This is a genomic window from Mycolicibacterium novocastrense (genome assembly GCF_001499835.1).
Taxonomy (GTDB): Bacteria; Actinomycetota; Actinomycetes; order Mycobacteriales; family Mycobacteriaceae; genus Mycobacterium; species Mycobacterium novocastrense.
The window spans coordinates 246,497-270,165 of sequence record NZ_LQIH01000023.1 but is presented as its reverse complement, the minus strand read 5'-3'; the positions used below and the strand labels follow the sequence as shown (position 1 = coordinate 270,165).

Sequence of the window (23,669 nt, the reverse complement as noted above, 5' to 3'; positions counted from 1 at the left end):
CGCGGGCGCTCGCGTCAAGGAGGTCAAGCCGTGCCCGGCACGAGCCACCGGCCCGAGAGGGCGCGCCAGCCGACGAACACCAACCGCAGCACCATGAACGTCGACAGCCCCGCCCAGATACCCAGCAGCCCCCAACCGAACGCGAGTGACAGCCAGATCAACGGCAGGAAGCCCACCAGCGCACTGGCGAGCGTCGCATTGCGCATGAACTTTGCGTCGCCGGCACCCAACAGTACTCCGTCGAGCGCGAAAACGATTCCGGCAACGGGCAATTGAGCCACCATGAACCACCACGGCACCCCGATCGCGTCGAGCACCGAGCGGTCGTCGGTGAACACACTCGGGATCACCGACGCACCGACCGCGAACACGAGGGACAGCACCGCCGAGGCCAACGCCGAGAAGATCGTCACCCGCCAGGCCACCGATTTGGCGTGCGTCAGCTGACCCGCGCCGAGTGCCGCTCCGACCAGCGACTGCGCGGCGATCACCAGCGAATCCAGCACCAGCGCAAGGAAATTCCACAGCTGCAGCACGACCTGATGCGCAGCCACGGCGGCCGCACCGAACCGGGCGGCGACGGCGCCCGCCGACACGAAACAAGCCTGGAACGCCAGCGTCCGCAACACCAGGTCGCGACCCATCACCACCTGCGCGCGCAACACCCCCGGGTGCACGCGCAGCGGCACCTTCTCGATCAGCAGCGCGCGACAGAACAACGCGGCGGCCACCCACTGCCCCACCGCGTTCGCGACGGCCGAGCCCGGCAACCCGAGCCGTGGCATGCCGAGCCAGCCGTACACCAGCAGCGGGCACAGCACCGCCGACAGCGCGAACCCGAACACGACGAACTTCAGCGGCCGCACGATGTCCTGCACGCCACGCATCCACCCGTTGCCCGCCGCCGACACCAGGATCGCGGGCACGCCGAGAATCGCGATGCGCACCCACGACAGCGCCTCGTCGGCGATCTCTCCCCCGTCGGCCGACCCCGCCAGCGCCGACACCAGCGGCACCGCGAACACCTGCACCGCCGCGACGATCACCGCGCCCAATCCCAGCGCCAGCCACGTGGCCTGCACGCCTTCCCCGACCGCGGCCGGCCGATCGCCGGCGCCGTAGAAGCGGGCCGAGCGGGCGGTGGTCCCGTACGCCAGAAAGGTCATCTGGGAGCTCAGCGTGGTGAGTATCAGCGCGCCGATCGCCAACCCCGCCAGCGCCAGGGCGCCCAACCGGCCCACGACCGCGAGATCGAACAACAGGTAGATCGGTTCGGCCGCCAACACTCCGAGCGCGGGGAATGCCAGCCCGGCGATCCGGCGGCCGGTCACCGGAGCGTTCGGCGGCTCCGGATCGGGCTCAGCCAAGGGCCGCGTGCAACGCCTTCACCACGTCCTCGGCGGACCCGGTGGCCGAATATCCCGCGGCCAGGCGATGACCGCCACCGCCGAATCCGCTCGCGACCGGTGACAGGTCGTAGGACTTGGCCCGCATCGACACCGACCAGTGCCCCGGCTCGATCTCCTTGAACACCGCGGCCACCTCGGCCTCTTCGGTGGTGCGGACGATGTCGACGATGCTCTCGACTTCCTCGGGCCGCGCGTTGACCCATTCGTCGTAGTCCACCACCGCGCACACCAGCCCGCGGCCGCCGGCGGCATCCGGCAGCAGCTGCGCCGAGGACAGCACCCGCGACAGCATCGGCAACCAGGCGTAGGGATGGGTGTCCAGCAGGGTCCGGCTGATGCCGGCGTTGTCGACCCCGAGATCGACGAGGCGCGCCGCGAGCCGGTGCGCCCGCGGGGTGGCCCAGCGGAACGAGCCGGTGTCGGTGGTCAGGCCCGCATATAGGCAATGCGCGACGCCGATGTCGATCGGCTTGTCCCACGCGTCGAGCAGGTCGGCCACCAGCATCGTGGTGGAGTCCGCCGAGGCGTCGACGTAGTTGGCGGTGCCGAACAGCTGGTTGGAGGCGTGGTGGTCGATGACCAGGACTTCACGACCGTCGTCGACGAGGCCGCGCAGCACGCCGAGGCGGTTGACGCTGGGAATGTCGACGGTGACGATCAGGTCGGGGTCGCGGCGCATCTCGTCGGGGCCGACGAGCAGATGACCGCCGGGCAGCGACTGCAGCGATTCGGGCAGTGTCTCGGGCGCCGCGAAACTCACCTGGACGCTCTTGCCGACCTGATCGAGGACCAACGCCAGCGCCAGACCGGCACCGATGGTGTCGGCGTCGGGATAGACGTGGCAGACCACTCCGACCGAGGCGGCCGCCGACACCAGTTCGGCTGCACCGTGGGCGTCGACCCGATCGCCCACTTCCAGGGCGTCAGTCGTCTTGTCGATCGCGGTCACCGCTGTCCTCAGAGTCGTCGGGCCCCCCGGCTACTGCCTCGCCCTCCACCTCACTGACACGGTACGGGTCCGCATCGCCGGCGTGCTTGGCACCTTGCCGAACTCTCGCCAAATCCTCATCTGCGGCGCGAGCGCGGGCCAGCAGTTCCTCCATCTTGACCGCGGCGTCGGGCACGGTGTCTCGCTCGAACGCAAGGGTGGGCGTGAAGCGAACACCGAGGCTCGCCCCCACCTTGGACCGCAGCACACCTTTGGCCTTCTCGAGCGCCGCCGCCGCCCCGCCGTAATCCGGCTCGTCGGACAGCGACGCGCCGAGCACCGTGTAGTACAGCGTTGCGTCGTGCAGATCGTTGGTGACCTTGGCGTCGGTGATCGTCACACCCGACAGCCGCGGATCCTTGATCTCGTACTCGATCGCCGAGGCGACGATGGTGGAAATGCGTTTGGCCAGCCGCTTCGCCCGTGCGGGGTCCGCCACTCTAGGTGCGCTCCTTTTCCACCAGCTCGTAGGTCTCGATGACGTCGCCTTCCTTGATGTCGGAGTACGTCAGCGTCAGACCGCATTCGTAACCCTCGCGAACCTCGGTGACGTCGTCCTTCTCGCGGCGCAGCGACGACACGGTGAGGTTCTCGGCCACCACGACGTTGTCGCGCAGCAGCCGGGCCTTCGCGTTGCGTCGCATGATCCCCGACTGCACGAGGCAACCGGCGATGTTGCCGACCTTCGACGACCGGAAGATCGCACGGATCTCGGCGCGGCCGAGTTCGCGCTCCTCGTAAATCGGCTTGAGCATGCCCTTGAGCGCGGCCTCGATCTCGTCGATCGCCTGGTAGATGATCGAGTAGTACCGGATCTCGACACCCTCGCGGTTGGCCAGCTCGGTGGCCTTGCCCTCCGCGCGGACGTTGAACCCGATGATGATCGCATCCGATGCCGACGCCAGGTTGACGTTGGTCTCGGTGACGCCGCCGACACCGCGGTCGATGACGCGCAGCTCGACTTCGTCGTCGACCTGAATGCCCAACAGGGCCTCCTCGAGCGCCTCGACCGTACCGGCGTTGTCGCCCTTGAGGATCAGGTTCAGCTGGCTGGTTTCCTTCAGCGCCGAATCGAGGTCCTCGAGACTGATCCGCTTGCGGCTGCGGGCCGCCAGCGCGTTGCGCTTGCGTGCGCTGCGCCGGTCGGCGATCTGGCGCGCGATACGGTCCTCGTCGACGACGAGCAGGTTGTCACCTGCGCCCGGCACCGAGGTGAAGCCGATGACCTGCACCGGCCGGGACGGCAACGCCTCCTCGACGTCCTCGCCGTGTTCGTCCACCATGCGGCGGACGCGACCGTAGGCGTCACCCGACACGATCGAGTCGCCGACCCGCAGCGTGCCGCGCTGCACCAGAACCGTGGCCACCGGTCCGCGGCCGCGGTCCAGATGTGCCTCGATCGCCACGCCCTGGGCCTCCATGTCCGGGTTGGCCCGCAGGTCCAGAGCGGCGTCGGCGGTCAGCACGACCGCTTCCAGCAGCGCCTGGATGTTGGTGCCCTGCTTTGCGGAGATGTCGACGAACATCGTGTCGCCGCCGTAGTCCTCGGGGATCAGCCCGTATTCGGTGAGCTGGCCGCGGATCTTGGCCGGGTCGGCGCCTTCCTTGTCGATCTTGTTGACCGCCACCACGATCGGCACCTCGGCGGCCTGCGCGTGGTTGATGGCCTCAACCGTCTGCGGCATCACGCCGTCGTCGGCGGCGACCACCAGGATCGCGATGTCGGTGGCCTTCGCCCCACGGGCACGCATGGCGGTGAACGCCTCGTGACCCGGGGTATCGATGAACGTGATCGGGCGAACGGTGCCGTCGAGGTCGACCTCGACCTGGTAGGCGCCGATGTGCTGGGTGATGCCGCCGGCTTCGCCCTCGCGGACGTTGGCCTGACGGATGGTGTCCAGCAGTCGGGTCTTGCCGTGGTCGACGTGGCCCATGACCGTGACGACGGGAGGACGCTGCTCGAGGTCCTCCTCGCCGCCCTCGTCTTCTCCGTAGGAGAGGTCGAAGGACTCCAGCAGCTCGCGGTCCTCGTCCTCCGGCGAGACGACCTGAACCTTGTAGTTCATCTCGCTGCCGAGCAGCTCGAGGGTGTCGTCGCCGACCGACTGGGTCGCCGTCACCATCTCGCCGAGGTTGAACAGCGCCTGCACCAACGACGCGGGATTGGCGTTGATCTTGTCGGCGAAGTCGCTCAGCGACGCGCCGCGCGCGAGCCGAATGGTCTCGCCGTTGCCGTGCGGTAACCGGACGCCACCGACGACCGGCGCCTGCATGTTCTCGTACTCGGCGCGTTTCGCCCTCTTCGACTTCCGTCCGCGCTTGGGCGCACCACCGGGCCGACCGAAGGCGCCGGCGGCACCGCCACGCTGGCCGGGCCGACCGCCGCCACCGGGACGACCGCGGAAGCCTCCGCCGGCGGGTGCGCCGCCGCCGCCACCGCGGTAGTTACCGCCGCCGCCACCACCGCCGCCGGGACCGCCGGGACGACCACCGCCGCCACCGGGTCCGCGACCGCCGGGGCCCGGACGCGGGCCACCGGGGCGACCCATCGCGCCGGGCCGCGCGCCGGGCGGCCGCGGCGGCATGTTGCCGGGCGTCGCACCGCCGGGACGGGGGGCGCCGGGCCGCGGAGCACCGGGTCCGGGTCGGGGGCCTTGGGGACGCGGCATCGGCCGGTCGACCGGCTGCTGAGAGGAGAACGGGTTGTTGCCGACGCGGGGAACGCGTGGCGCGGGCTTCGGCGCACCCGGCGTGGGCCCCGGACGCGGGCCGGGTGTCGGGCCCGGGGGGGGGGGGGGCGCGGCGGGGGTAGCCGGCGGGGCGGCGGCCGCCGCGGGAGGCGCGACGGACGGAGCCTCGGCGGCCGGTGCCGCAGGCTTGGGCGCGGGCGCCTTCGCGGGCTCCGTCGGAGCGGCGCTCTTGGCAGGCGCGGCGGGCGCAGCGGTCGACGAGGCAGCCGCCGAACCGTTGCCATCGGATTTGACCTTCTCGGCAGCCTTCTTGCCGCCGCCGAAGGATTCGCGCAGCCGGCGCGCGACCGGGGCCTCGACGGTGGAGGACGCGGATTTGACGAATTCGCCCTGTTCGCTCAGACGAGCGAGAACTTCCTTACTGGTGACACCGAGTTCCTTGGCCAACTCGTGTACACGGGCCTTACCTGCCACTACATCTCCATCTCTAGAGGCGTCAGCGGTGGTAGGCGCCGCGCCTCGGGTTAGCTATGACGCATGGTCATCGGGACTTCACGGTGTGCTCATGTTCTTCGCTACCTGTTCTGTTGCCGAGGGGTCGGGCGGGCCGGCACCACTTGACGTGCCGACATACTCGATCACCGCGGATACGTCCGGTGAACCGGTGATGCGCAACGCTCGACCGAACGCTCGCCGACGAATCGCCGCCTCGAGGCACTGAGGAGTGGGATGCAGCCACGCACCCCGCCCCGGCAGCTTTCTCGCCGGGTCAACGGTGACGGTGCCGAGAGAATTCCCAGCCCCATCGACGTTGCCGACAGCGACCACCCGAAGCAGTTCGACGGCCAGCTCTCGTTTTCGGCAGCCAACGCAGGTCCGCACCGGTCCGACAGGATCGTCGGGGCTGCGTCGTTGCGCCGAAGCCGAAGTCTCGCGCTGGATCACAGGTGAGTCTACCGTCACGTCCGCCGGTATTTGAAATGGCTGCGCTGCTCGGCGTGGACGCGTGCGCCGGCCGGCGCTTACCGGTCCCCCACGACACCGCGTGCCGCGCCCTGATCGGGCTCGCCGGCCCCCGCCGGCGGCGCGTCGCTACGGATGTCGATGCGCCAACCGGTGAGCCGGGCCGCTAGCCGGGCGTTCTGCCCCTCCTTGCCGATGGCCAGTGACAGCTGGAAGTCGGGTACGACGACGCGGGCCGCGCGTGCGGCCTCGTCGATGACCGTCACCGAGACCACCTTGGCCGGTGAGAGCGCGTTGGCGACGAACTTCGCCGGATCGGGGTCGTAGTCGATGATGTCGATCTTCTCGCCCGACAGCTCGCTCATCACGTTGCGCACCCGCTGACCCATCGGCCCGATGCAGGCGCCCTTGGCGTTCAACCCCGGGACCCGCGAGGCCACCGCGATCTTCGAGCGGTGACCGGCCTCCCGGGCGACCGCCACGATCTCGACCGAGCCCTCGGCGATTTCGGGCACCTCCAGCGAGAACAGCTTGCGTACCAGGTTCGGGTGTGTGCGCGACAGTGTGATCAGCGGTTCGCGCGCGCCGCGGCTGACGCCCACGACATAGCAGCGCAACCGGTCGCCGTGTTCGTAGCGCTCGCCGGGTACCTGTTCGGCGGCGGGGATGACGCCCTCAGAACCCTTGGTCTCACTGCCCATCCGGACCACGACGAGGCCGCGGGCGTTGGCCCGCGCATCACGCTGGATCACCCCGCCCACGATGTCGCCCTCGCGGGCGGAGAACTCGCCGTAGGTCTTCTCGTTCTCGGCGTCGCGGAATCTCTGCAACATCACCTGGCGCGCCGTCGTCGCGGCAACGCGGCCGAATCCTTCTGGGGTGTCGTCCCATTCGGTGATCGTGTTGCCGTCCTCGTCCACCTCGGACGCGATGACCTTGACCTCGCCGGTCTTGCGGTCGATCTCGATGCGCGCCTCGGCGGCGTGGCCCTCGGTGTGTCGATATGCGGTCAGCAGTGCGGATTTGATGGTCTCGACGAGCTCGCCCACCGGAATTCCGCGGTCGACCTCGATGGCGTGTAGCGCGGCCATGTCGATATTCACGCCGACGCCTCCTTCCCAGATTGGCCGACCAGCTCCAGCTCTCGCGGATTGGGAGGCGAGAATTCAACTTGCACAACGGCTTTCGAGATGCCGTCCAAGGGCAACTCCCGGACGGAGAAGTTGGCCTGCCGACCGCTCCGCACCACCAAACGCACCACGCCGTCGCGGGTTTCGCCGAGCCTGCCGGTCAGTTGTGAGCCGTCGGACAGCGTCAGTTCGACTTTGCGGCCGCGTGCTCGCCGGTAGTGCTTCTCGGCGGTCAGCGGGCGGTCCACACCCGGGGAGGTGACCTCGAGGACATACGGCGCGGATCGCGCGTCGAGGGCGTCGAGCAGCGCGGAGGCAGTACGGGACAGCTGGGCGATCGAAGCGAGGTCGAGGCCGTCGTCCCCGTCGGCCACCACCGTGATGCGCGGCGGACGCGCGGCCGGGTCGACGATCACGTCCTCGATTTCGTAACCCGCGCGCGCGAACTCGCCGTCGAGTAGCTCGATCACCTCGTTCTGCGACGGCAATCCCGCAGAATGCTCCGTCACGGCGAGCTCCTCGTCTTGAGTTGTCCGGACTCGATCCCGGGCGACAAACCTTGGAACCGACACTCCACGATACGCCAGCGCCGCCGCGGTAAACGCCAAACGAACACCGATGCGAACAGAGCGCAATGGCAAGATGTTGTCCGTGCCGAGCTCCCCGCCGACCATCAGCAGGAGACGCGCGTTGGTCTCGGCCGCGGCACTGGCCCTGCTGGGCGCGACCGCGGCAGCCTGCGGCTCACCGCCCCCACCGCCCGAGGTCGACGAACTCGCTGCTCAACTCGACCGGGCCCGCGCGGACAGCCAACTGGCCACCGATGCGGCGGGCAACGAGCGCGGGACCGTCGCGGAGGCGTTGACGGCGGTGGCCGCCGAACGCGCCGCCCATGCCCAGGCGCTGTCCGACGAGTTGGTCCGGTTGCGCGGCGAGGAGGCACCCACGTCGACTCCGACCAGCACGACCGCAGAGCCGGCGAAACCGCCCACCGTCAAGGACGCCGCCAACGCGCTGCGGGTTTCGGCCTCGAGCGCCGCCGAGCTCGCGGCCAAGCTCTCGGGCTACCGCGCCGGGCTCGTCGCCTCGATCGCCGCGGCGTGCACCGCCGCGTACGAGGTCGCCCTCGCCGAACCGGAGAAGCCGCGATGACCTCGGCGGAGCCCACCCCGACGCGGCCGTCGGATGCCGCCGACGGCGCGCTCTACGACGCGATCGCCACCGAACACGCGACCATCTACGGCTACGGCATCGTGTCTGCGCGTTCAGCGCCCGAGGACAACACGCTGGTGTCGAAGTCCATGGCCGAGCACCGCGAACGCCGCGAGATCGGGCTGCAGATGCTGGAGGACCGGTCGATCGCCGGCCCCCTGCCCGCGGCGGGCTATCAGCTGCCGATGGAGGTCAAGACCCCCAACGACGCCGCCCAACTCGCGTTGCGGATGGAAGAGGACGCGGCCGTCGCGTGGCGTGCGGTCGTCGAGCAGGCCACCTCCGAAAAGGAGCGGGCCTTCGGCGTCGAGGCGCTGACGCAGTGTGCGGTGCGGGCGGCGCGGTGGAGCCGGTTGCTCGGCACGACGCCGGTGACGGTCCCGTTCCCGGGTGGAAGCGAATAGCTCCTCACCGCCGAGTGTGGGCTCGTGTCACGCTCCGCGCGCCGCGGGCGTGCGGGTAACCCACGTTCGCGCCAGCACCGCAGGGCCGCCGCCCGCGCTAGGTCCGCAGGGCGGCGACGATCTCGTCGGCCGCACCGTCGACGGCGATCTCGCGGGTGTCTGCGGTGAACCGGTTGCGCAGCTCGACGACGCCGTCGGCCCAGCCGCGGCCGACCACGACGAGCCACGGCACCCCCAGCAGCTCGGCGTCCTTGAACTTCACCCCGGGCGAGGCGGTGCGGTCGTCGAGCAGTACATCGATCCCGCGTCCATCCAGCTCGCCGGCCAGGTCTTCGGCCCCGGCGCGTGCCGCGGCGTCCTTGTTCGCGATGACGAGGTGGACGTCGAACGGAGACACCTCCGCCGGCCAACGCAGACCGAGCTCGTCGTGGTGTTGTTCGGCGATGACGGCGACCAGCCGCGACACCCCGATGCCGTAGGAGCCCATGGTCAACCGCACCGGTTTGCCGTTCTCGCCGAGCACGTCGACCTCGAACGCGTCGGTGTACTTGCGGCCCAGCTGAAAGATGTGACCGATCTCGATACCGCGCGCGCTCACCAGCGGCCCGGCTCCATCCGGCGAGGGGTCGCCGTCGCGCACCTCGGCGGCCTCGATGGTGCCGTCGGCGACGAAGTCGCGGCCCGCCACCAGGTCGACGACGTGCTTGCCGGGTTCGTCGGCGCCCGTGATCCACGACGTGCCGTCGACCACCCGGGGATCGACCAGATAGCGAACCCCGTTGTCCAGCAGAGCTTTCGGGCCGATGTACCCCTTGGCGAGGAACGGATACCTGGCGAAGTCGCTGTCGTCGAGCAGCGCATACTCGGCCGGTTCGAGCGCAGCGCCCAACCGTTTGTCGTCGACCTCCCGATCACCGGGCACACCGATGCCCAGCAGCTCCCACTCGCCGCCGGGCACGCGGGTCTTGAGCATCACGTTCTTCAGGGTGTCGGCGGCGGTGACGGTGCGGTCGAGCGTCGCGTTGGCCCAGTCGACCAGCGTGGCGATCGTCGGGGTGCCCGGGGTGTCGTAGACCTTGGCCTCGGGCTGGCCGTCGAGCGGCAGCGGCGCCGGGGCGGCGGTGGTCACCGCTTCGACGTTGGCGGCGTAACCGGATTCCAGACAGCGCACGAACGTGTCTTCGCCGATCTCGCTCTCGGCCAAAAACTCCTCGGACGCGCTGCCGCCCATCGCACCCGAGACGGCCGAGACGATGACGTAGCGGACGCCCAGCCGGTCGAAGATGCGCCGGTAGGCGTCGCGGTGGGCCAGGTACTGCGTTCGCAGACCGCCGTCGTCGACGTCGAACGAGTACGAGTCCTTCATGACGAACTCACGGCCGCGCAGGATTCCCGCCCGCGGGCGCGCCTCGTCGCGGTATTTGGTCTGGATTTGGAACAGCAGCAGCGGAAAGTCCTTGTAGGAGCTGAACTCCCCCTTCACCGCCAGGGTGAAGAACTCCTCGTGCGTCGGGCCGAGCATGTAGTCGTTGCGCCGGCGGTCCTGCAGCCGAAACACGCTGTCGCCGTACTCGGTCCAGCGGTTCGTCGTCTCGTACGGCCCCTTCGGCAGCAGCGACGGGAACAGGATCTCCTGACCGCCGATCGCGGTCATCTCGTCGCGAACGACCCGTTCGATGTTTCGCAGCACCCGCAGCCCCAGCGGCAGCCAGCTGTAGAGCCCGGGCCCGACCGGTCGGACGTAGCCCGCGCGGATCAGCAGTTTGTGGCTGGGCACTTCGGCGTCGGCTGGGTCGTCACGCAGGGTGCGCAGGAACAGTTCCGACATGCGGGTGATCACAGGCGACAACCTTACTGACCGCCCGAGCTACAGCTCGCCGGCCTCCACGGCTTCCTTGGTGTGCTGCGCGGAGGCGATCTGACGGGACGAGAAGCCGATGAAGAACGCGGCGATACCGACCAACACCGCGACACCGGCGACCCACAGCAGCGAGTAGGTGTAGCCGTAGCCGAGCGCGTCGAGCTGGGCCGGCGTCATGTCCTTGACCGGTCCGGTGGTACCGCCCAGGTACAGCGTGCGCGACGTCTGCACCGCTTGGATGACGACGAGCACCAACGGGCCGCCGAGGTTCTGCACCATCAGCGTGATCGACGACACCGGGCCGATCTCGCCGGGGCCCACTCCGGCGATCGCGCACAGCGGCAGGATCACCGCGATGGCGCCGATGCCGAAGCCGCCGATCACGATCGGTGCGAACAGGTCCGGGAAGTAGGGGATGCTGCGGTCCAGCGTCGACCCGTAGAGCATCGCGCCGAGGACGAACAGGCCGCCGCCGAGGATCAGCCAGCGCGGCGCGACGTGCGGCGCCAGCCGGGCGGCCACCGCGGTGCCCACCCCGAAGGCCAGCGCGAACGGGATGAAGCAGATGCCCGCCTCGAGCGCCGAGTAGCCCAGGACGTCCTGAACCAGCAGGCCGATCATCACGGTCAGCGTCAGCAGCACGCCGCCGGCCAGGAACAGCGCGATGAAGGTCATGACCCGGTTGCGGTTGTCGAACACCGAGAACGGCACGATCGGGTGCTGGGCGGTGCGTTCGACGAGCAGGAAGCTGATGAAGAAGATCGCCGACGCGACAGCCGCACCGATGACCAGCGGGTCGACCCAGCCGCGCGGCGGGCCCTGGGTGAAGACGAGCACCGCCGACGAGCAGCCCAGCGTGGCGAGCAGCGCACCGGTGACGTCGAGTTTGAGTCGCTCGTGGTGCGTTTCGGCGAGTTTGAGGACCGCGATGGTGATGATCGCGATGCCGATCGGCACGTTGATCAGAAACGCCAACCGCCAGGAGATCACCGTCAATGCGCCACCGAGCACCAGGCCGAGCACCGAGCCGATGCCCTGCATGGCCGCAGATATGGCCAACGCCCGGTTACGCGCCTGGCCGACCGCGTACGTCGTCGCGATCAGCGCAAGCCCCGTCGGTGCGGCCACCGCCGCCCCGGTGCCCTGCACCGCGCGCGCCACGATCAGCGTGGCGGGATCAGTGGCCAGACCGCACACCAGCGACGCGATCGTGAAGACGCCGACGCCGGAGAGGAACGCGCGCTTGTGACCAATCGCGTCGCCGACGCGGCCACCGAGCAGCAGCAGCCCGCCGAACGCCAGAACGTATGCGGTGATCACCCAGCTCTTGCTGGCGTCGGTGAGGCCGAGGTCGGCCTGCATGCGGGGCAGCGCGACGATCACGATGGTGCCGTCGAGCGTCGACATCAGCTGCATGCCGGTGATCGCGATGATCGCCGGGCCCAGAACCGACTTCGCGAGCGGCAGCGCCGCGGGCGGCACGGGTCGGTCCGTCGACTCGGAGGAACCACCGACGGCAGACATGGAAGGCCACCCTACCGAGTGCGATTTCGGTGTAGTCGGTCGCGGCGGATGCGACAGACCGACTAAAGCTCTCCGGAGTTGGATGTCGAGCTAAAGCTCTCCGAAGTTGGATGTCGAGCTAAAGCTCTCCGGCGTCGATCGCGTCCTTGACTTCCTGGGCATGCGCAACCTGCGACGCGCTGTAGCCGATGAACAGCGACGCGATCCCGACCATCACCGCGACAGCGGCGACCCACAGCAGCCCGTACGTGTAACCCTGGTCAAGGGCGTGCAGCTGTGCGGCGCTCATATCGTTGACGGGGCCGGTGGTGCCACCCAGATACAGCGTGCGCGACGTGATCACCGCCTGGATGATGGCCAGCACGACGGGCCCGCCGAGGTTCTGCAGCATCAGCGCGATGGCCGACACCGGGCCGATCTGGTCGAAGCCCACCCCGGCGATCGCCGACAGCATCAGCGGCACCACGATCATTCCGATGCCCAGCCCGCCGACAGTGATCGGCAGCACCAGGTTCGGGAAGTACGGGATGTTCGCGTCGAGCGTGGAGCCGTAGATCATCGCGCCCAGCACCAGCACGCCGCCGGCGATGACCAACATCCGCGGCGGGAAGATCTGCACCAGCTGCGACGAAAGCCCGAGTCCGATCCCGAGCGCGATCACGAACGGAATGAACCCGATGCCCGCCCGCAGCGGGCTGTAGCCCATGATGTCCTGCACGTACAGCCCGATCAGCACGGTCAGCGTGAACATCACGCCGCCGGCCAGGAACACCGCGGCAAAGGTCGCGACCCGGTTGCGGTCCTTGAACAGGTCGAACGGCATGACGGGGTTGGCGGCGGTGCGCTCGACGTAGAGAAACGCCAGGAAAGCGGCGCACGCGGCGAGACCCGAACCCAGCGTGATCGGCGACAGCCAGCCCTGTTCGGGACCCATCGAGAACCCGAACACCGCTGCGGTACAACCGAGCGTGGCCAGGATCGCACCCGCCGCGTCCAGCTTGAGCCGTTCGCGGTTCGTCTCCCGCAGCGTCTTGCGGGCCAGGTGGATCATCACCAAGCCGATCGGCACGTTGATCAGGAACGCCCAGCGCCACGACACCTCGGTCAGCGCTCCGCCGACGATCAGGCCCATCACCGAACCGATACCGGTCATCGCGGCGAAGATCGCGGTGGCCGCGTTGCGGGCCGGACCCTTCGGGAACGTCGTCGCGATCAGCGCCAGTGCGGTGGGTGACGCGATCGCCGCGCCGACGCCCTGCAGCAGGCGAGCGACCACCAGCGTCGCCTCGTTCCACGCGAGGCCACACAGGATCGAGGCGATGGTGAACAGCGCCACGCCGACGATGAAGGTGCGCTTGCGGCCGATCGTGTCGCCGAGTCGCCCGCCCAGCAGCATCAACCCACCGAAGGTCAGCACGTAGGCGGTGATCACCCAGCTGCGACCGGCGTCGGAGAGGCTCAGCTCGTCCTGGATCTTAGGAAGCGCGACGATCGCGATCGTGCTGTCCATGGTCGCGAGGAGCTGCATACCGCCGATCGCGATGACCGCCGCGATGAACCTCGGCGACGGAAGCCACGTCGCGGACCTGCCGGTTTGCCCGAGCGCAGACCGAATAGAGGTCTTCTGGGAATGCGGTGGAACCGCTCGATTTGCCCCGCCCTCGGCGTCACGGCGCATGGCAGCACGCTCTGCGTCATTGAGAGCCGTCATACGGGTTACCTTACAGTAATCTTAAGAATCCTTTATCCGCCGAAGGCGGCCACGGGCCCGATCACGATGATCGCAGGGGGCCGAATTCCGTCCTCCCGGATGCGTTCTGCCACATCGGCGAGCGTCGCGCGCAAAGTCCGTTGTGCGGCTGTCGTGCCGTGCTGAACCACCAGAACCGGCGTATCCGCAGGTCGTCCGCCCTCCAAAAGAGCCGTGGCGAACAGTTCGATGCGTTCGACCGCCATCAGCAACACGATCGTGCCGGAGAGCGCGGCCAAGGCATTCCAATTCACTAACGATTCGGGATGCCCGGGCGCGACATGCCCGCTGACCACGACGAATTCGTGCGTGACGTGCCGGTGTGTGACGGGCACGCCGGCGAGCGCGGGAACCCCTATGGCACTGGTCACACCCGGTACGACGGTGACCGGGATGCCGGCTTCGGCGCATGCGAGCACCTCTTCGTATCCGCGCGCGAACACGAACGGGTCCCCACCCTTGAGTCGCACGACGAACTTGCCCGCTCTCGCGCGGTCGATCAGCAGGCCGTTGATCGCGTCCTGAGCCATGGCCCGGCCGTACGGGATCTTCGACGCGTCGATGACCTCGACATGCGGCGGCATCTCGGCCAACAGTTCCTGCGGTGCCAGTCGATCGGCGACGACGACGTCGGCATGCGCCAACAGCCGGCGACCGCGAACGGTGATCAACTCGGGGTCGCCTGGTCCCCCGCCCACGAGCGCCACGCCGCCGTGCACGACGTCGGTGGTCGCCGAACTGTCGGGTGCGATGAGCCCGCGCTGCATGGCCTCGCGGATCGCCGACCTGATCGCCGCCGAGCGGCGGTGCTCACCGCCGGCGAGCACACCGACCGACAGCCCCTCGTACTCGAACGATGCCGGGGTGACGGCCGTGCCCTCGACGGCCACGTCCGCACGGACACAGAAGATGTGGCGGTCCTCGGCTTCGGCGACGACGGCGGCGTTGACGGCCGGGTCGTCGGTGGCCGCGATCGCGTACCAGGCGCCCTCGAGGTCGCCGGGTGCAAACGCGCGTAGCTGCAGGGTGATTCCGCTCATCGCCTCGACCGCGGGGGTGGCTTCGCGCGCGATCACCACCACGTCGGCGCCGTTGGCCACCAGGAGCGGCAAACGACGCTGCGCCACGCTGCCGCCGCCGACGACGACAACCTTCCTGCCGGTCAGGCGCAGACCGACGAGATAGGCGTTCTCGGTCACTGCTCCGGATCCTCTTCGCGCGAACTCATCGGCGCGAGCTTAGAGGTTGCGGCCGCGGCCACGAAGCGGCTGATCGCCCGCGGGTGTGCAGCGGGGTGGGTGTGCAGATAGCCGGCATGCACGGCGCCGTCCACGACACCGTCCCTCCTACGACCGATCGCGTGGCCGGTGAAGACCCACGCCGGTGCGTAGTCATCTTTGAAAGTCACTGCGGTGCGGTGAAATTCGTGCCCCATCATCCGGTCGCCGATCGAGTGCAACGGCGAGTCGGCCACCACGACGGCTTCTCGGTAGCCGAGTGTGAGGCGGTCGGTGAACGTCGCCGAACCGGCGATCACCCCACACATCGGATGACCGTCGAGGTCGTCGACGAGGTAGGTCAACCCCGCGCACTCGGCGTGCACGGGTGCCCCCGCCGCCGCGAGTTGCCTGATCTGCGTGCGCGCGACCTCGTTGGCCGAGAGTTCGGCGACGAACTCCTCCGGGAAACCACCGGGTACGACGAGGGCGTCGGCGTCCGGTGGCAACGGGTCGGTCAGCGGGTCGAACTCGACGACCTCGGCACCCGCAGCGGTGAGGACCTCGCGATGTTCGGCGTAGCCGAAGCTGAAGGCCCTGCCCGACGCCAGCGCCACCGTAGCGTTTCCGCCGACCGGCGTTGTCTCCTCGGCGTCCCAGGGGTCGTCCATCACCCGGCTGTCGGCCAACGCCGCGATCCCCACCAGATCGACATGGCGGCCGACGAGTGCGGTCATCGCCTCCACCGCTTCGCGCGCCCTGCCCCCGTGTTCGACTGCGGTGACCAGACCCAGATGCCGTGAGGGAACCGACAATTCGTCGCTGCGCGGAATCGAGCCGAAGACCGGGATGCCGGCATGTTCACAGGCCTGACGCAACACCTCCTCGTGTCGCAGCGAGCCGACGCGATTGAGGATCACCCCCGCCACGCGAACCGATGGGTCGAACGTCGAAAAGCCGTGCAGCAGTGCGGCGATACTGTGACTCTGTCCGCGGGCGTCGACGACCATGACGACCGGCGCGCCGAGCAGCGCGGCGACGTGTGCGGTGGATCCGAACGCGTTGCCGCGCGACTCCTCGGTGATGCGCCCGTCGAACAAGCCCATCACGCCTTCAATCACCGCGATGTCGGCCCGGGCGCTGCCGTGCCGGTACAGCGGGCCGATCAGGTGCTCTCCCATCAGGACGGGGTCGAGGTTGCGGCCGGGCCGCAGCGAGGCCAGCGCGTGATAGCCGGGGTCGATGTAGTCGGGGCCGACCTTGAACGGCGCGACCGCCCGGCCCGCCCGCCGCAGCGCCCCCATCAAACCCGTTGCGACGGTGGTCTTTCCGCTACCCGACGCGGGCGCGGCGATCACCACCGCCGGCGTCGCGCGCGTCACGTCACCCTCCGCGCGGGCCTACACCACAGCTGCGAGCGACCGTGTTTGCACGCCGACACACCGCAAATAGTGTCATTCCGCGGTCGCTCGCGCCGACCGAGAGTCACCACTCGATGCCCTTCTGGCCCTTACGGCCGACGTCCATCGGGTGCTTGACCTTGGTCATCTCGGTGACCAGATCCGCAGCATCGAGCAACTGCTGCGGGGCGTCGCGCCCGGTGATGACGACGTGCTGCATCCCGGATCGCGAACGGATCGTCTCGACCACCTCGTCCACGTCGATCCAGCCCCACTTCAGCGGGTAGGTGAACTCGTCGAGCACATAGAAGTCGTGGCGTTCGTCGGCAAGCCTCCGCGCGATCTCGGCCCAGCCGTCGGCGGCCGCGGCGGCGTGGTCAACCTCGTCGCCGTGTTTGCGCGACCAGGACCACCCCGACCCCATCTTGTGCCACTGCACCGGCCCCCCGACACCGTGCTCGTCGTGCAACTTGCCGAGCTCGCGGAAGGCCGCTTCTTCGCCCACCTTCCACTTGGCACTCTTGACGAACTGGAACACCGCGATGTCGAAACCCTGATTCCATGCGCGCAGCGCCATGCCGAACGCCGCGGTCGACTTGCCCTTACCCGCACCGGTGTGCACGGCGAACAGCGGAGCGTTGCGGCGCGCGCGGGTGGTCAACCCGTCATCGGGAACCGTCAGCGGCTGACCCTGAGGCATACGAAAACCCCTTTCAGGCGGCGGTGCGGACGACGTCGGTGAGGCTGTCCGCCCGGAGCTGGGCCAGCCGCACCGCCGGGGCGCCCAGTTGTTCGGCGAGCTCTTCGGCCAAGCCCAGCCGCACATATGACGTTTCGCAGTCCACCACGACGGCGGCGGCGCCTTCGGCCACCAACCGCGCGGCGGCCGATCGCGTACGCCCCAACGGGTCGGCACCGCCGGTGGCGCGCCCGTCGGTCAGCACCACCACCAGGCTGCGCCGCGCGCGGTCGCGGGCCTTCTCCCGGATGACCAGGTCGCGGGCCGCCAACAGACCTTCCGCCAGAGGCGTCTTGCCGCCGGTGTCGAAGCGGGCCAGCCGCCGGCTGGCGATATGCACCGACGACGTCGGGGGCAGCAGGACTTTCGCGTCGCGCTGGCGGAATGTGATGACGGCGACCTTGTCGCGCCGCTGATAGGCGTCGCGCAGCAGCGACAGCGCCGCACCGCCGACCGCGGACATCCGGTCGCGCGCGGCCATCGAACCCGACGCGTCGACCACGAAGATCACCAGGTTCCCTTCGCGGCCCTCCCGGATCGCCCGCCGCACATCACCTGGCTGCGGCCGGGGCGCTCCTGGCCTCCGTTGCCCCTCCACGGCCGCCAGCAGGGTGCCGAACACGTGCACGCCGTGACCGGCCCGACCGTCGGACGTGGCCGAAATCGTCTTGCCGGTGCGGTTACGCGCCCGCGACCGGCGACCGGGCGCCCCCTCGCCCACCCCGGGCACCACCAGAGAGCGGGTGCGAAACACCGCCGAGGGCGCGGCGCTGGGTCGTGAAGCACCACCCGAATCCCGTTGCGACGGTTGCCCGTCGCGGCCGTCACTCTCCGGCGATGACGCGCCACCGCCCGGCGGTTCGGGGTCGGGGTTCTCGTCGGCGGCCTCGTCGGCCTGGGCCATCGCGTCGTCGAGTTGGCCTGGGTCGAGGCCGGGATCGTCGAACGGGTCGCGGCGTCGACGGTGCGGCAGCGCGAGTTCGGCGGCCACCCGGATGTCCTCCTCGGACACCACCTCGGCCCCGCGCCACGCGGCGTGCGCGACCGCGGTCCTGGCGACCACCAGGTCGGCGCGCATACCGTCGACGTCGAACGCCGCGCACAGCGCCGCTATGCGACGTAATTCGCTGTCCGGCAACGAAACCGAATCGACCGACCTGCGGGCCGCCGCAACCCGTTGCGCCAGCTCGGCGTCGGCTTCGGCGTAGCGCTGCGCGAACCCGGAGGGATCGGCCTCGTACGCCATGCGCTGCCGGATCACCTCGACGCGCACGTCGACGTCGCGCGATGCCCGCACGTCGACGGTGAGGCCGAACCGGTCGAGCAGCTGCGGACGCAGTTCGCCCTCTTCGGGATTCATCGTGCCGATCAGAACGAAGCGTGCCTCGTGACTGTGCGACACGCCGTCGCGCTCGACGTGCACCCGGCCCATCGCCGCGGCGTCGAGCAGCACGTCGACCAGATGGTCGTGCAGCAGGTTCACCTCGTCGACGTAGAGCACGCCCCCGTGCGCGCGCGCGAGCAGTCCCGGCGAGAACGCGTGCTCGCCGTCGCGCAACACCTTCTGCAGGTCCAGCGAGCCGACCACCCGGTCCTCGGTGGCACCTATCGGCAGTTCGACCAGCTGACCAGTGGCGCCCGACGCCCCGTCCGCTGCGGCGGCCGCTTCCAGCACCTTGGCCAGCCCCCGCACCGCCGTCGACTTCGCGGTGCCCTTCTCCCCGCGGATCAGCACCCCGCCGATGTCGGGTCGGATCGCGCACAGGAGCAGCGCAAGCCGCAGACGGTCATGTCCGACGATCGCGCTGAACGGATAGGTCACGGCTTCAGCATAGGGACGTGCGGAATGCCGTCCTGCATGAACTCCTCTCCGTCGCGGACGAAGCCGAGGCGGGCATACATATCGGCCAGGTACGTCTGCGAGTCGATGCGGCAGGGATAGTCGCCCACCTCGGCCAGCGCGGCCTGCAGCAGCCGGGTGGTGTGCCCATGCCCGCGCGCCTCGCGTTTGGTGCACACCCGCCCGATGCGGAAACCCTTCTGCCCGCCGGGATGCTCCTCCATCAGACGCAGCGTCGAAATGACCTCACCGGTGGCGGTTTCCAGCCAGAAGTGCCGCGTCTCGGCGAGCAGGTCGCGGCCGTCCAATTCGGGATACGGAATGGCCTGCTCCACGACGAAGACCTCGACCCGCAGCTTGAGCAGTTCGTAGAGTGTTGCGGCGTCGAGGTCGCGAGACCAACTGCGGCGCAGCGCAACCGTCATCCCGTGGCCACCGCCGAAGACTCGTCAAGACGCAGCACCCGCGTTCCGTACGACCACACCTCGTCGAACAGTGCCGGCTCGGAGGACAACTCGTGTCCCAGCGAAGGCACCATGTCCTTGATTTTGGACTCCCACGCCGAATAGCGCTTGGCGAAACAGCGTTGCAGCACCTCGATCATCGCGGGCACCGCGGTGGAGGCTCCCGGGGATGCGCCGAGCAGCCCGGCGATGGTGCCGTCACCGGAGGTGAGCACCGTGGTGCCGAAGTCCAGCACACCCTTGCCGCTCTTACCGCAGATGACCTGCACCCGCTGCCCGGCCACGTTGAGCTCCCAGTCCGATTCCGTTGCACTGGGCGCGAATTCGCGTAACGCTTCGATTCGCTCGGCATCCGACAGCATCAGCTGGCCCACCAGGTACTTGAGCAGTCCGAACTGGGTCAGTGCGACGTTGACCATGGACGCGACGTTGTTGAGCGTGATGGATTCGGGCAGGTCGAACACGTCGCCCTGTTTGAGGAATTTCGGTGACCAGCCCGCGAACGGCCCGAACAGCAACCAGGACCGGCCGTTGATGACGCGCGCGTCCAGGTGTGGAACCGACATCGGCGGCGCGCCCACCGGAGGTTGGCCGTACACCTTGGCACGATGCGCATCGGTCAGGCGCGAGACGTCGGTGCGCAGGAACTTGCCGCTGACCGGAAAGCCGCCGAAGTTCTTGGCCTCCTTCATGCCTGCCTTCTGCAACAGGTTCAACGCCCCGCCGCCCGCGCCGACGAATACGAAGCCGGCCTTGAGCTTGCTGGTGCGCCCGGTGCGTAGATTGGCCAGTTTGAGGGTCCACGAACCGTCGGACTCCTGGCGCAGATCGCGCGCCTCGTGCCCGAAGTATGTGGTCATACCGCGCTGGGCGACGTAGCCCAGCAACTGGCGTGACAGGGCACCGAAGTCGACGTCGGTGCCCTGGTCGGTCCAGTTGAGCGCGACCGGTTCGGAGAAGTCGCGCTTTTCGGCCATCAGCGGCAGCCGCCGCGCGAACTCGTCCTCGTCCTCGATGTACTCCATGCGTGCGAACAGCGGGTTCGTCACCAACGTGTCGTAGCGGCGTCGCAGATACTTCACGTTGTCCCCGCCGTGCACGAAGCTCACGTGCGGGATCGGGTTGAGGAAGCTGCGCGGATCGCTGATCAACCCGTTCTCGACCGCGTACGCCCAGAACTGGCGTGTCATCTGGAACTGTTCGTTGACGCGCACCGCTTTCGAGATGTCGATCGACCCGTCGGGCTGTTGCGGGGTGTAGTTCAACTCGCACAGCGCCGAGTGGCCGGTACCCGCGTTGTTCCACGCATCGCTGCTCTCGGCGGCCGCCGCGTCGAGGCGCTCGATCAGTGTGATCGACCAGTCGGGCTCCAGTAGGCGCAGCAGGGCGCCCAACGTTGCGCTCATGATGCCGGCCCCGATGAGCACGACGTCTGTCTTCCTCGGTTCGTCAGACACTCTCAGTTCCCCCGACTGGACTCGGTCTCTCGCGGCGGCCAGTGAGATCCGGCCCCGGGCATGGTCGATCATCAGGTTAGCCCGCAAACGGCGTTCTCAATCCCCGCGATCGCCGCCCGCACAACCCCGTCGGCCCCGCTTCACCCGGCGGCACGGGCAGTCGCGACTATCGTTGCTGTCGTGCTCGACTGGAAGCCAGACGTGCTGCCGGGCTACTGGCAACACACGATGGCCCTCGGCGCGGACCCGGACGGGGAGGGCGAGCTCGTCGCCACCCTGGTGCGCCGTGGCGAACCGGATCGGTCGGCCACGCGCGCGGTGCTGTTGGTACACGGCTTCACCGACTACTTCTTCAACACCGACCTCGCCGACCACTTCGCCGGTCGGGGATTCGCCTTCTACGCGATCGACCTGCACAAATGCGGACGTTCGTGGCGCGAGGGCCAGACACCTCACTTCACCACCGACCTGGCCCGCTACGACGTCGAACTCGAACGTGCACTCGACATCATCGGCTCGGTGTCCCCGGCGGAGGTCCTGGTCTACGGGCACTCGGCCGGTGGACTCATCGTGTCGCTGTGGCTGGACCGGTTGCGTCGCGGCGGGCTGACCGGGCGTAGACGCATCGGCGGCCTCGTGCTGAACAGCCCTTGGCTCGACCTGCAGGGACCGTCGATCCTGCGAGCGGCGCCGACACGCGCCGCGCTGGGCGCCGTCTCGCGGGTGAGCAAGCGGCTGGTGGTGCGTCCGCCGAGCGAAGGCGGATACGGCTCGTCGTTGCACCGCGACTACCACGGCGACTTCGACTACGACCTGAAGTGGAAGCCCGTCGGCGGCTTCCCCGTCACCACGGGCTGGATCGCCGCGATCCGCCGGGGCCACGCGAAACTTCACCGCGGTCTCGATGTCGGTGTGCCCAACCTCATCCTGCGCTCGGACCGCAGCGTGCGTGAGATCAGGAACCCCGACGCGATTCAGCGGGGCGACGCGGTGCTCGACGTCAGGCAGATCGCCCGATGGGCGGGGTGCATCGGGAACCGGACCACGATCGTGCCCATCGTCGATGCCAAGCACGACGTGTTCCTGTCGGTGCCCGACGCGCGGCAGGCCGCCTACGGCGAACTGGACCGGTGGCTGGATTGGTACCTCGACCCGGCCTCCCGCGGCGCCGCCGACAGTCGTTCTGCAGAAAGCTGGTCACCATGACGCACTTCGACATCGCGATCATCGGCACCGGCTCGGGCAACGCCATTCTCGACGAGCGCTACATCGACAAGAAGGTCGCGATCTGCGAGAAGAACGTGTTCGGTGGCACTTGTCTGAACGTCGGCTGCATCCCGACGAAGATGTTCGTCTACGCGGCGGGTATCGCCGACAACGTCCGGGACGCGGCGCGATACGGCGTCGACGCGCACATCGACGCGGTGCGCTGGCCCGACATCGTCTCGCGGGTGTTCGGTCGGATCGACCCGCTGGCCGTCGCGGGAGAGAACTACCGCCGCTCCTCACCGAACGTGCAGGTGTTCTCCAGCCACACCAGGTTTGCGCCCACCCGGCCCGACGGCCGGTACGCGCTGCGCACCGACGACGGCGACGAGTTCACCGCCGACCAGGTGGTGATCGCGGCCGGATCCCGGGTGGTGGTGCCCGACGCGGTCACCGAATGCGGTGCGCCGTACCACACCAGCGACACGATCATGCGGATCACCGATCTCCCCGAGCATCTCATCATCGTCGGCGGCGGTTATGTCGCTTGCGAATTCGCCCACATCTTCTCCTCACTCGGCAGCCGAATCACGCTGCTGATCCGCGGCAGCAGCCTGCTGCGCGGCCACGACGACGAGATCGCGATGCGCTTCACCGACATCGCCGCCAAGAAGTGGGAAGTGCGCAACCATCACGAGCTCGTCGACGCGCGCGAGGTCGACGGCGGCGTCGAAGTCACCTGCCAGGACGGCTCGACGCTGCGCGGTGACGCGCTGTTGGTGGCCACCGGCCGCGTCCCCAACGGTGACACGCTCGACGCCGAGAACGCCGGGGTGAAGGTGACCGCGAGCGGACAGGTCGTCGTCGACGAATATCAACGCACAACGGCGCGCGGCGTTTTCGCGCTCGGCGATGTTTCCTCGGACTATCAGCTCAAGCATGTGGCCAATCACGAAGCGCGGGTGGTCAAGCACAACCTGCTGCAGGACTGGGATGACACGGACGCGCTCATGTCGGCCAACCACCGTCATGTGCCGTCGGCAGTCTTCACCGACCCGCAGATCGCCAGCGTCGGATTGACCGAAAACGAGGCGCGCGCACGGGGTTTCCGGATCAGGGTCAAGATCCAGGACTACGCGGACGTCGCCTACGGATGGGCGATGGAGGACACCGTGGGTATCGCCAAGCTCATCGTCGACGACGACACCGGATTGCTCCTGGGCGCCCACATCATGGGCCATCAGGCGTCATCGCTGATCCAGCCGGTCATCCAGGGCATGGCGTTCGACCTGCCCGCGCAGGAGATGGCGCGCGGGCAGTACTGGATTCACCCCGCGCTGCCGGAGGTCATCGAGAACGCCTTGCTGGCGCTGTGCGGTGAGCCGCCCTGGCCGCCCTCGCGCCGGCACTAGTCG

Annotated in this window: 20 protein-coding genes; 4 read left to right on the top strand and 16 right to left on the bottom strand. The window is 68.8% G+C overall.

Annotated features, from left to right (window positions below):
- Positions 1-23 precede the first annotated feature (23 nt).
- The 7 genes from AU072_RS17680 to rimP all read right to left on the bottom strand — a co-directional run bounded on the left by AU072_RS17680 (position 24) and on the right by rimP (position 7,689).
- Complete coding sequence (locus AU072_RS17680; protein WP_064414974.1) at positions 24-1,367, bottom strand: MATE family efflux transporter; 1,344 nt, start codon at positions 1,365-1,367, stop codon at positions 24-26.
- A complete protein-coding gene (locus AU072_RS17675; protein ID WP_064414973.1) occupies positions 1,360-2,358 on the bottom strand; it encodes a DHH family phosphoesterase in 999 nt (332 codons plus the stop codon). Before AU072_RS17675 ends, AU072_RS17680 begins: the two co-directional genes overlap by 8 nt.
- Positions 2,333-2,836, bottom strand: coding sequence for a 30S ribosome-binding factor RbfA (gene rbfA / locus AU072_RS17670; RefSeq protein WP_064414972.1), 504 nt, complete (start codon positions 2,834-2,836; stop codon positions 2,333-2,335). The genes AU072_RS17675 and rbfA overlap by 26 nt, the downstream gene beginning before the upstream one ends.
- A 1-nt stretch (position 2,837) precedes the next feature.
- Entirely contained in the window at positions 2,838-5,561 is a 2,724-nt protein-coding gene (gene infB, locus AU072_RS17665) for a translation initiation factor IF-2 (protein ID WP_064414971.1), read from the bottom strand.
- A 78-nt stretch (positions 5,562-5,639) separates the two neighbouring features.
- A complete protein-coding gene (locus tag AU072_RS27675) occupies positions 5,640-5,915 on the bottom strand; it encodes a YlxR family protein (RefSeq protein WP_407937610.1) in 276 nt (91 codons plus the stop codon).
- Positions 5,916-6,109: 194 nt separating this feature from the next.
- A complete protein-coding gene (gene nusA, locus AU072_RS17655; protein ID WP_064414969.1) occupies positions 6,110-7,153 on the bottom strand; it encodes a transcription termination factor NusA in 1,044 nt (347 codons plus the stop codon).
- Positions 7,150-7,689 carry a ribosome maturation factor RimP gene (gene rimP, locus AU072_RS17650; RefSeq protein WP_064414968.1) on the bottom strand — a complete coding sequence of 180 codons (540 nt, stop codon included), beginning with the start codon at positions 7,687-7,689 and terminating at the stop codon, positions 7,150-7,152. The genes nusA and rimP overlap by 4 nt, the downstream gene beginning before the upstream one ends.
- Positions 7,690-7,822: 133 nt before the next feature.
- On the opposite strand from rimP, the gene AU072_RS17645 reads away from it, so the two are divergent.
- Complete coding sequence (locus AU072_RS17645; protein WP_174523686.1) at positions 7,823-8,332, top strand: hypothetical protein; 510 nt, start codon at positions 7,823-7,825, stop codon at positions 8,330-8,332.
- Positions 8,329-8,796, top strand: a complete 468-nt coding sequence (locus AU072_RS17640) for a ferritin-like domain-containing protein (RefSeq protein WP_064414967.1) — start codon at positions 8,329-8,331, stop codon at positions 8,794-8,796. The genes AU072_RS17645 and AU072_RS17640 overlap by 4 nt, the downstream gene beginning before the upstream one ends.
- Before the next feature lie 97 nt (positions 8,797-8,893).
- Here AU072_RS17640 and AU072_RS17635 read toward each other — a convergent pair whose 3' ends face one another.
- From AU072_RS17635 to mqo, 9 genes are all read right to left on the bottom strand, one after another.
- Positions 8,894-10,636 (bottom strand): proline--tRNA ligase, encoded by a 1,743-nt coding sequence (locus AU072_RS17635; protein WP_064414966.1) that lies wholly within the window; start codon positions 10,634-10,636, stop codon positions 8,894-8,896.
- A gap of 27 nt (positions 10,637-10,663) precedes the next feature.
- Complete coding sequence (locus AU072_RS17630) at positions 10,664-12,181, bottom strand: MFS transporter (RefSeq protein WP_064414965.1); 1,518 nt, start codon at positions 12,179-12,181, stop codon at positions 10,664-10,666.
- Between the two features lie 118 nt (positions 12,182-12,299).
- Positions 12,300-13,892, bottom strand: coding sequence for an MFS transporter (locus AU072_RS17625; RefSeq protein WP_064414964.1), 1,593 nt, complete (start codon positions 13,890-13,892; stop codon positions 12,300-12,302).
- 32 nt (positions 13,893-13,924) lie between these two features.
- The gene (gene cobA, locus AU072_RS17620; protein WP_064414963.1) at positions 13,925-15,130 is read right to left on the bottom strand and encodes a uroporphyrinogen-III C-methyltransferase; all 1,206 of its coding nucleotides are present in this window, start codon (positions 15,128-15,130) and stop codon (positions 13,925-13,927) included.
- On the bottom strand, positions 15,127-16,530 hold the full coding sequence (locus AU072_RS17615; protein WP_064414962.1) for a cobyrinic acid a,c-diamide synthase CobB: 1,404 nt from the start codon (positions 16,528-16,530) through the stop codon (positions 15,127-15,129). Before AU072_RS17615 ends, cobA begins: the two co-directional genes overlap by 4 nt.
- A gap of 103 nt (positions 16,531-16,633) precedes the next feature.
- Positions 16,634-17,248 carry a cob(I)yrinic acid a,c-diamide adenosyltransferase gene (cobO, locus tag AU072_RS17610; RefSeq protein ID WP_064414961.1) on the bottom strand — a complete coding sequence of 205 codons (615 nt, stop codon included), beginning with the start codon at positions 17,246-17,248 and terminating at the stop codon, positions 16,634-16,636.
- 13 nt (positions 17,249-17,261) lie between these two features.
- A complete protein-coding gene (locus tag AU072_RS17605) occupies positions 17,262-19,109 on the bottom strand; it encodes a magnesium chelatase subunit D family protein (RefSeq protein WP_064414960.1) in 1,848 nt (615 codons plus the stop codon).
- Complete coding sequence (locus tag AU072_RS17600) at positions 19,106-19,552, bottom strand: GNAT family N-acetyltransferase (RefSeq protein WP_064414959.1); 447 nt, start codon at positions 19,550-19,552, stop codon at positions 19,106-19,108. Before AU072_RS17600 ends, AU072_RS17605 begins: the two co-directional genes overlap by 4 nt.
- On the bottom strand, positions 19,549-21,048 hold the full coding sequence (gene mqo / locus AU072_RS17595; protein WP_064415040.1) for a malate dehydrogenase (quinone): 1,500 nt from the start codon (positions 21,046-21,048) through the stop codon (positions 19,549-19,551). Before mqo ends, AU072_RS17600 begins: the two co-directional genes overlap by 4 nt.
- Positions 21,049-21,228: 180 nt before the next feature.
- Between mqo and AU072_RS17590 the strand changes: the two genes are divergently transcribed.
- On the top strand, positions 21,229-22,254 hold the full coding sequence (locus AU072_RS17590; RefSeq protein ID WP_110765842.1) for an alpha/beta hydrolase: 1,026 nt from the start codon (positions 21,229-21,231) through the stop codon (positions 22,252-22,254).
- Positions 22,251-23,666 carry a mycothione reductase gene (gene mtr / locus AU072_RS17585; protein ID WP_064414958.1) on the top strand — a complete coding sequence of 472 codons (1,416 nt, stop codon included), beginning with the start codon at positions 22,251-22,253 and terminating at the stop codon, positions 23,664-23,666. Before AU072_RS17590 ends, mtr begins: the two co-directional genes overlap by 4 nt.
- The last annotated feature ends 3 nt before the right edge of the window (positions 23,667-23,669 follow it).

Bases quoted from the DNA above. Each gene is read 5' to 3' on its own strand.
- mtr (WP_064414958.1), top strand. From the start codon at position 22,251: ATGACGCACTTCGACATCGCGATCATCGGCACCGGCTCGGGCAACGCC.
- AU072_RS17625 (WP_064414964.1), bottom strand. From the start codon at position 13,892: ATGACGGCTCTCAATGACGCAGAGCGTGCTGCCATGCGCCGTGACGCC.
- AU072_RS17630 (WP_064414965.1), bottom strand. From the start codon at position 12,181: ATGTCTGCCGTCGGTGGTTCCTCCGAGTCGACGGACCGACCCGTGCCG.
- AU072_RS17645 (WP_174523686.1), top strand. From the start codon at position 7,823: ATGTTGTCCGTGCCGAGCTCCCCGCCGACCATCAGCAGGAGACGCGCG.
- AU072_RS17640 (WP_064414967.1), top strand. From the start codon at position 8,329: ATGACCTCGGCGGAGCCCACCCCGACGCGGCCGTCGGATGCCGCCGAC.
- AU072_RS17600 (WP_064414959.1), bottom strand. From the start codon at position 19,552: ATGACGGTTGCGCTGCGCCGCAGTTGGTCTCGCGACCTCGACGCCGCA.
- cobO (WP_064414961.1), bottom strand. From the start codon at position 17,248: ATGCCTCAGGGTCAGCCGCTGACGGTTCCCGATGACGGGTTGACCACC.